The following is an 8,583-nucleotide window of genomic DNA, read 5'->3' on the forward strand; positions in this document are numbered from 1 at the left end:
TATGACCCATCCAATTATTAATGATTTAAGTAGCCGTTACACAGCAAAGCGTTACGATTCAAACAAGCGCGTTTCAGCAGATGATTTAGCAGTGATATATGAAGCGATGCGTTTGTCTGCATCGTCAATTAACTCACAGCCTTGGAAATTTATTGTGATTGAAAGTGATGCCGCAAAGCAAAGAATGCATGATACTTTTGCTAATAAATTCCAGTTTAATCAGCCTCATATCAAGGCTTGTTCCCATGTGATTTTGTTTGCCCATAACCCGCACTATACCCGTGATGATTATGCACAAGTTGTTGATAAAGGGATTGTAGATAATCGTACCAAGCCTGAAGATAGAGAGGCTGCATTTGGTGGTTTTGCTTTTGTTGACTTAAATACTGACGAGCAGGGTAATAATGCTGCTTGGACTAAATCGCAAACCTATTTAGCGCTTGGTAATACGTTACATGTATTGGCGCGTTTAGGGATTGACTCAACCACAATGGAAGGGGTTGATAGTGCAATGATTAATCAAACATTTGCCGAAGAACTCGGTGGATTTGAATGTGAGGTGGCGCTGGCGATTGGTTATCATCACAGCGAAGAAGATTACAATGCTAAGTTACCTAAATCACGCTTAGCAAAAGAGCAGGTATTAACGATTCTATAATTTGCTCAGTATAGATGATCGAGCCTAGCTAATATTTTCACTTAGTTAGGCGTTCGATATTGATTGCTTTTAGCTGTTTGTCAAATCAAATATTCATGATGAAAAGTGAATATTTGATCCATCAAACTAAGCGACTTTTATATATGATGAGTATCAAACGATGTTCACTTTATATTGGTTGAAGCTTTTAAGCTTCTTCAAGGTTTTGCGCTCTGTTATAGACATCTTCTGGTTCTTCCGCCCTTAAAGCCATACCCAGTACGATTAAACCAGGCCAAAATAAATAAGCTAAAATTTCTAAGTTCTCACCAAAGGTGTATAAACCTAGCAGCATTAAAATGGCCATACCCACTTTGGCCAATGGATTGGTAAATAGCCTAACTAGCAAAGCAATAAAGGTGATTAACATTGGAATAGCTAATGCAATAGCGCCTACTACACCTTTGACAAACAATAACCCATACCAAGTGTGATGAGAGCCAATTGGCATGTATTCCACCATATGAGGCCCACGTTCGACAATCCCATGTCCGAAATAGATGGCTTCGTTCATCCATCTCTCAACAGCGATATCTGCTAATGATTGCCTGACACGAGTGGAACCTGCTCGCGCTGCTTTTACCGCTGTAATACTTTGCTCTATTTTTGTTATCAATGATTCACCGATGACCCCAACAAATAACATGACAGGAGCGAGTAATAGGTACAACCAAGGAGAGCGAACAAAACGTAAGGTTGAGAAGAAACCAATTAAGGCTAAATAGCACGCAATAGCTAAACGTGATTGCGATATTAAAATCATGAGCAGGCTGCCAGCAAGACCCCATCGTTTCCATTTTTGGTTTTTCTCTTGTAAGGCAAAAATAAAATATAAATTACCTAACATGCCTAAAGCGGGCGCCCATGGGGTGAATAAGCGCCAGCGGGGCACGCCGCTACCAGGGTCGATTTCGTATAAACTCACGCTGAAAAACTCAGGGCCGGGGCCACCAATAATACTGAGTGGTGAAACATACAATGTGCTGGGTAGCCCAGCTATCCAGGCCATTAAAAACACGGGAAATAGAATTACCGTATGCTTACAAACGCGGCAACTGGCGCGATAAATGATTTCAGGTCTGATAGGTATACAACCAATAAGTGGAAATATTGCCAGTAACGCCCAGCCTTTCGCCCAACCGATAGAGGATTTTATTAATTTGCCCGTACCAAGGCCAAATTGCAGATGGCCGACTACCAATGCGATTAACATGACCCACATGCCCAACACCCAAACATAATGGCTAATGCTAATGCGCGACGCTGGCTGGCGAGCGAGTTTTTTATAAAGTAAGCGTAAAAATAGAATCCAAGCAATCACTGGTGCAATGACATATAACGCACCTAACAACCAAAATAAGTAACTAAAACTTATGCAGTTGTAGATGATTTTTTCGTCAACATTTTCCGCAGTAATGGTTTGCGAATCCATAAAATGCATAATCCTACTAGTGACATGAATGAGGCGCACAATCCGCCGAACGCAATAAGAATGACGGCAAGCTTATCGGGAGAAGATGGCAAGCTGGGAGCTGATAATAATTGCAACATTGGGTAAGCGGTATAAATATCCGATTTACCCACATCCATTTTGGCCATTGCAGAAGTTAATACTGCAGAGGCTAATTGATGTTCTCGTTGTAAGTCGGCAAGTTTTGCTGCGTCATCATTACTGTGCTGCAGACGTTGCTCCCAGGTATTGATCTGTGAGGTTAATGAGTCGACTTCAGACTGTGTCGCGTTACGGTTTGATGCAATGCTGATGAATTCTTGCATCATTTCCGCGCGGCCATCGACATCATTAAGGGTTAACAGGTTAAGTAAGTCATCATCTTGAAAACCGATAATGATTTTAAACCGTTGTTTCATGCTTTTTAAAATACTATCTAACTCAGCTTGCAATGACACCAACACAGGGTGCCTTGTACCTAAGCGACCTGCATTTTCTATATACTGGGTGTTTGCCGCATTATGTTTTTCAACTAACTGTTGGAATAGTTTGTCGTTGTTCAATTTTAATAAAATAGCAGCTTGGGCATCTGTAATGCCTAAATGGTTTTCATACAAAATATAACTGGCATTAAGGCCTTCAAGTTCAGCTAAAATGGTGACTTTACTGTGCCTTAATCGCTCGATAGTAATCGCCAACTCTTTAAATTGATCTAGCGTGACTAAACCGCGTTCAGATTGAAAATCAAGTAATTGCTTTTGGGTTTCTTTTACGCGAGTTGAATAGCTTTTAAGGCCTCTTTTAATGCCAACCTCACGTAAACCGATTTCATCTGCGCGTAAGTCAGTTAAGATATTTTGTAATGAGCGATACATTGCCCAGCCGCGCTCTTGTGCAGCTTCTGGCGTTGCTGCTTTTACGCTATATTCCATCAAACCTGTTTGGCTTGGTAACTTAAGTTTGGGTTTATTGATTGCCGATGTGGGTAGGTCAAGGTAATGGGCTGCACTTTCCATCAGCAAGGTACTCATCGAAATCGCTTTATAGTTCTCACGAGGGTCAATCGCTGAGCTCATATAAGGTGAAATGCTTGATGTACTTGCCTGGCCTAAGCTATCTAAACTCAGTGATGAACCCGCTGCAGCCCCAGGCAGAATTAAAACCCATTTACTGACATAGTTTGTTGGCGCAAGGTAGATAAAAATGGCTGCAAATATCCAGATTATCAATAAAGATCCAAACGCTGTTTTAAGGTATAGACGCTTACGCAGCTTTGGGGTTAATTTACTGCCTTCTAGCGTTGCACGCTTAATCCAGTATAGATAGGCTAATTCAGAGAAACTGGTTTGCTCAACGGTTTCATCTGCAGTGTAATGCTCATTATCTTTTGATTGTTCTGAATCAGTTGCGCTTGCTGCAATAGCTTGCTCAATGGCCGGGTTGCTAGGTGTGCTATCCGTGCTGTTCTGAGTCTTTTTTTCATCATGAATCCGGCTCATTACTCACTCCTTACAACCATCCAATAAGTGTTGTTGGTACCACTAGCTCTGTTACTGTTCTGGCAATTTCACGCATATTGGTCACACGTGAGTCGTAACAGGCAAGTCCGTCACCAGGGAGTAATACTGGGTTTGATTGATCATTCCATGCACTTTGAATCAGTCCATCAATAGAACGTTCAACAATATCAATCTGGTTAGAGAGTGGGTTTTTAGTTACTAATATGACGTAACGGCTAGCATTGGTTGATTGCGCACCACCGACACAGTTTGCTGCAATGGCGCCATTCAATAAACGGGTACCATAAGGGAAACGAGTTGCTTCACGGTCAACCGCTGATTGGCTATTTGAGCTTGCAGGCTGCGTTAAGTTTGACATAAATACCCTAATCCCTGGTGCTGTCAATTGCGATGGTCTAGCGAGTTGATCATTAAAAGAATGTGTTGATGGAACATGGACATGATCCCCAGCCATTAATGTCATACTGGGTACTTTTTCACCTGTTAGCATACCACGTAAATCCATATTGAAAACCTGCCCATCACGAATCACTTTTATCGCTGAAATATCGGCATCAGGGCGAACACCACCTGAAGATTTCACTGCGGCGCCGACACTACGTTTTATCGCCTGATCACCGGCATAGTTGCTACCGTCATCTTTTAACTCTATTGGTAGTTTTTTATTGATCATATGCTGGCCGGGCTCAAATACCGCACCTGAAGTGGTGATTTCAATCGGTGCCCAGCTGATAGGTAAAATACTGATGCGCACAGCATGTGCCAGCATTAAGTTTTCATCTATCAATAAGTCATTTATTAATTGGTTTAACTGTTTAAGGGTTAACCCTTTTGCTGCAATGGCAGGTAAGTAGGGTAGATAAATATTACCATCGGCATCGACTTCAACATCTTTACTGAACTCTTCGCCGTTCAAAATGTTAATTGAAACTTTATCACCGACAGATAATGACAATGCTTGTTCTGTATCGACTACCATGGCTTTATTGCCAAATATCGGCGCCGTAGGAAAGGTTGTGTGGTTTGAGGTAACCGCACTGACTTTTCTGTTATAAGGCGTTTGCTGGCCAAAATAATGACAACTTGTTAACTGCTTTTCTAAATCACAAACGTCTTGTTGTGCTGGCTGCGAAGGGGTAACGCAAGCGGTTAAACTTGCGATCATAGCGACTGAAATTAATGTATTAATCGTTTTCATTGCGTTATTCCCTTTACGTTGAGTTTAGAACGGTTTAGACCAAATTTCTTTGACATTATTTAGCTAGCTAAATCGGCGATGACTCTTTTATCAAAGTCTGACTCTTCAACGATGCTGCTGTGACGTAAAAAATCTAACGCCAGTGTTTCAGTTTCAAATATTTCAAAAATATGATGTAAACGGGTTAATTCAATCAATGATCTCACTGCGGGTGATGGTGAAAGGAGAACAATGTTTCCTTGATAGTTCAGCGCTTGATTACGAGCTGAAATCAGCACAGATAATCCACTTGAGTCGATATATTCAAGGTGCTGCATATCAATGACTAAACGGGTATGACCTCTATTGATGTAATCGATAAGGGCCGCTCTATAAGTCGGTGTGTGCGCCATAAACATTCTGATTGGTAGGGTCACTACGCTGGCATGTTGGGCAACTTTTAATTCAAATTTCATAACGTGCTCCTAGATTGAAATGACGCTCTTGTGCTTGTAATTGGATATTGCAGTTAGTGTGCCAGATTTTATATTGTTATTAATCAGAGGTTTATCGGTTTTGCTTTTCGATTTGGTTTGATGGTTTGCTGTTTGCAATGAGGTTAATTGCTGTTTGCAACACGGTTTTGATGCTTGTTATTGCGTTTTGCAAATTGCAAAAAGGGATTATTTATTCGTGAAGAGTTAAATCAATGACTATTAAGCAACTATGTTCCAAGTTGATACGTGATGAGAGATTCATGGATGCCGAATGGGTCGTTGAATATGGAGGTTATTTGTGATGCCGAGTTTTAAGGGACTTTTACTTTAACTGGCTTTTACTTTCAGAGACTTTTACTTTGAGAGACTGTTAACTTATATGAACAAAACAGCGTGTCGTAGTTGTATCTGCAGATAAGGTCGCTTGTTCATATCTGGCCCATAGGGATTTGGGAAATGTCATTATGATGTTGGGAACATCATTGACCATCTGGTTGGGGCATTTGTATATTCTATACATTTATTACGCCAAGCAATGGATTAGGTTGAAGTAATCACTGTCAGTAACAGAGCCAATACTGATGAAGTACAAAGCAGATGCTGGTAACTCGTTTGGCCCCTTTCCAAGCTAGAGTATTAGCTCATCACATTTCAATTCTAGGGATTTTAACTACTTTTTCAAATTGGTGCCGTGCTCAGAAAAGAGAGCTTACCAAATAAAAAGCAGAGTTCTATAATCGTCCTCTGCTTTTATTCAATCAGTTAATGCCTGATTATCCTTGAGGTGTAATTAAGTACTTCTCACCAGTCGCTTGTTTAGAATAAGACGCTATCGATTGTAATTTTAATACTTCTGCTAATGACACTTCATGTGTGTAGTGGCTAGCAAAAGTGGTGCTGATCTCTTCTGCAACGCGTTGGCGCATCGCAATCACCGTTTTAGTTCCTAGTTTACCGAGTGCATTGAATAACAAGAACCCATTGATACCCCATGCAAAACCGAAGTTACGATTTAGCGTAATAGGTCTACGGTCTAATGCGCCATAGATATAAACTTGTTTGAAAATGTCTGAGCCATATACGCTGTGCTCTGTCATATCACGCGCCGCAGCAACTTCCATACAGTTAAGAATATCACTGGTTAATTGACCGCCACCAATGGGGTCAAACGCAATCGTTGCACCCGTTTCAATAATTGCCGCAGTTAAGTCTGCAAGAAAGGTATCACTACTTGAGTTAACAACATATTTTGCGCCCATATCACGCAACAGCGTTTCTTGTTCTGCTTTACGTACGATGTTAATTAAATCGACGCCATCGGCAATACAAATACGGTTTAACATTTGACCAAGGTTAGACGCAGCTGCCGCATGGATGATGGCCTTATGGCCTTCAGCGCGCATGGTTTCAACCATCGCTAATGCGGTAAGTGGGTTAATAAAAGAAGATGCGCCTTCTTTAGCCGTAGTGCCTTGTTTTAACTCTAAACAGCTTCGCACATTAGCGCATATAAATTGACGATAAGTTCCACCACCAATGACTGCAACAGTCTTACCCATTAATGCTTGTGCCGCAGGCGATGAACCTGCTGCAACGACAGTTCCAGCACCTTCATTGCCAACTGGAGTTGCCTTACCCACTCGGGTTTTAACCGCAGGCATGAATTTAGCGGGAACATCAGCTGTAATAACAGGGCTTTGCTTTGAGCCTGATTCTGCCGCAGTTGTCATATCAGCAGCACTGAACAAAACGGCTAAATCTGACGGGTTCAATGGTGCTGCTTCAATGCGAATAACCACTTCATCGGCAGAAGGTTGTGGCATCTCGATGTCTTTTAAAGCCAGGGTTAATTTATTATCTTGGCTGATTGTTGAAGTCAGTTGAATGTTGGTATCTTTCATGCCGCTTTGCTCCTGCAAATAACTAAATTCGTTGAACCAATAACGTGATTGTATTGGCCGTAATTTGTTGGTAATTAATTTAAGTCAATATTTTAGTATTGGTTGTTTTTATCGCTAAGCACTATTCAGCATTTGCTGCTTGAAACTGAGCTTTTACCTTTTGGAGAAACTCGGGCATGTTTGCCAGGCGATCTGCCTCTACGCTTTGGGCAATGGCGGACTGACTCATGGAGGCGTTCCACTCTTTCATACCAGGAACCTCTGCAAGTATGTCCCAATCAAGTTGGCTAGAACCAAAAGCGCTAACGATGGTGTTTACGTAATAAACATAGATGTCAGCCATGGTGAATTGTTCACCTGCTATCCAAGGTGAAAACTGGCACAAGCGACTTAAGGCTGTTATTCCACGGTTTAATACTTGGCGAACTTCCGCTTTAACCGTTTCCGGCGCTGCGGTGCCTGACAATGCATAAGGTATTAGTCGTCTGCTTGGCAGTTCAAAATAAAGCTCTGCTATTTTCATAATTTGACGCACAACCGCTCGCTCTGTGGCATTGACAGGGTAGAGAGGGCTGTCAGGGTACGTCTCTTCAATAAAGTCACAAATCACACTCGACTCTGAAATATGAAGGCCTTCAGCCGTTGTGACCACAGGAACCTTGCCGGCAGGACTAATTGCCATTAACTCATCACTACCACCGTAAATTAGGTTTTCTTCAAACGGTAGTTCTTTGTGTAGCAGTAAATGTTTCACTAGGTTGTAATAGTTGCTAGCGGCAAAACCGTGCAAAGTCATCATAAATAAGTTTCCATCATAAACGTGAAGGTGGTTTCTTTTGCCTGCAAAGCGCAATTAACGTCCAGTCTGTATCACGCTGCAACAAGGTTATGGTTGCAATGTTTAAGTTAAACCAATTATTACTTGTTTTAATCAGGTTATATATATGGAAAAACACCAATCACTATTGCTTTAAAGACAATAATGGGTGGTGATAATTAATTACTCAGATATTCATTTGATGGAGAAGCCTGTTGGATCATCTACGTGCAATACGCTATTTCAGTAAAGTCGTCGAAGCGGGTTGCTTTACTAAGACAATTAAAACAATTAAGACACCCATCATTATTTTCAAAGCAGATGCTGGTAACTCGTTTTTGCCCTAAAGCTTGTTTCAAATTTTGAAGTTATCATTTGAAAAAATCAAAGTCGTGGCGCTTCGCCCATTCTTTTGTAAAGAGCAGACTAAAAGGGAAACAACAGCATTTCCCTTTTCGATATCCCTTGCCGCTCCGACGAAATTTAAACAGAAAAATTTCCAACGGAGAATGATCCAGCTTTAA

At 41.3% G+C, this 8,583-nt stretch carries 7 protein-coding genes; 1 reads left to right on the top strand and 6 read right to left on the bottom strand.

Features of this window, described 5'->3' with window-relative positions; genetic code table 11:
- Position 1: 1 nt before the first annotated feature.
- Entirely contained in the window at positions 2 to 658 is a 657-nt protein-coding gene (locus BCU84_RS09785; RefSeq protein ID WP_102527910.1) for a nitroreductase family protein, read from the top strand.
- Positions 659 to 845: 187 nt separating this feature from the next.
- Here the strand turns inward: BCU84_RS09785 and BCU84_RS09790 are convergent, their stop codons facing one another.
- From BCU84_RS09790 to BCU84_RS09815, 6 genes are all read right to left on the bottom strand, one after another.
- Positions 846 to 2,129 (bottom strand): capsular biosynthesis protein, encoded by a 1,284-nt coding sequence (locus BCU84_RS09790; protein WP_102527911.1) that lies wholly within the window; start codon positions 2,127 to 2,129, stop codon positions 846 to 848.
- Positions 2,069 to 3,646 (bottom strand): exopolysaccharide biosynthesis protein, encoded by a 1,578-nt coding sequence (locus BCU84_RS09795; protein WP_241906405.1) that lies wholly within the window; start codon positions 3,644 to 3,646, stop codon positions 2,069 to 2,071. Before BCU84_RS09795 ends, BCU84_RS09790 begins: the two co-directional genes overlap by 61 nt.
- A 10-nt stretch (positions 3,647 to 3,656) precedes the next feature.
- Positions 3,657 to 4,865, bottom strand: coding sequence for a polysaccharide biosynthesis/export family protein (locus tag BCU84_RS09800; protein WP_102527912.1), 1,209 nt, complete (start codon positions 4,863 to 4,865; stop codon positions 3,657 to 3,659).
- A gap of 59 nt (positions 4,866 to 4,924) precedes the next feature.
- Complete coding sequence (locus BCU84_RS09805; RefSeq protein ID WP_102527913.1) at positions 4,925 to 5,320, bottom strand: STAS domain-containing protein; 396 nt, start codon at positions 5,318 to 5,320, stop codon at positions 4,925 to 4,927.
- Between the two features lie 794 nt (positions 5,321 to 6,114).
- Positions 6,115 to 7,242 carry a zinc-binding dehydrogenase gene (locus tag BCU84_RS09810; RefSeq protein WP_102527914.1) on the bottom strand — a complete coding sequence of 376 codons (1,128 nt, stop codon included), beginning with the start codon at positions 7,240 to 7,242 and terminating at the stop codon, positions 6,115 to 6,117.
- Between the two features lie 121 nt (positions 7,243 to 7,363).
- Positions 7,364 to 8,041 (bottom strand): glutathione S-transferase family protein, encoded by a 678-nt coding sequence (locus BCU84_RS09815; protein ID WP_102527915.1) that lies wholly within the window; start codon positions 8,039 to 8,041, stop codon positions 7,364 to 7,366.
- Between the last annotated feature and the right edge of the window lie 542 nt (positions 8,042 to 8,583).

Source organism: Shewanella sp. 10N.286.51.B7 (assembly GCF_002873615.1).
Lineage (GTDB): Bacteria > Pseudomonadota > Gammaproteobacteria > Enterobacterales > Shewanellaceae > Shewanella > Shewanella electrodiphila.